This is a genomic window from Streptomyces sp. NRRL F-5135, assembly GCF_000719775.1.
GTDB classification, from domain to species: domain Bacteria; phylum Actinomycetota; class Actinomycetes; order Streptomycetales; family Streptomycetaceae; genus Streptomyces; species Streptomyces hebeiensis.
The window spans coordinates 1-451 of record NZ_JOHR01000100.1; the positions used below are offsets into that span (position 1 = coordinate 1).

Genomic DNA, 451 nt, shown 5'->3' on the forward strand with positions numbered 1-451 from the left:
CGGCACCGGGCAGCCGGGCGCGTGGCGCAAGGCGTGGTTGCAGGGCCTGAACTCCAGCGTCCTGTTCACGGCCCCGTATGGCAACGCGGTCTTCTCCTCGCCCACCCCCGTAATGCCGCGAAGCTTGGCCGGGCCGGAGGGTTCCGGGCCGTTGGTGCTGAGCCGTGATGAGCTGACGCGCCGGGTGCGCCTGGTGGCTGGTCGGGGGCCGGTGCGGGGGTTGTCGGTCGAGCGGTGCCTGGTGCTGCTGCGGGGCTTGCGGGACGAGCTGTACCCGAATGCCACGGTGGACGATTCGGTGATCGACCAGCGGTCTGCCGCGTCGTCGCTGGTGATGGGTCCGGGTTGGCGCGGGGTGCGGTCGTGGAGCGCGGTGGCGGGCGCGGTCGCGGCGGCGGGTCCGGGCGCGGCGGCGCTCGTTCTGGCGCGGCGGCAGGGCGAGACGCCGGGG

At 74.7% G+C, this 451-nt stretch carries 1 protein-coding gene; it reads left to right on the forward strand.

What is annotated here, in order from left to right:
• Positions 1 to 451, forward strand: a 451-nt coding sequence (locus tag IG02_RS37485; protein WP_037805271.1) for a hypothetical protein, incomplete at both ends; no start/stop codon positions are given.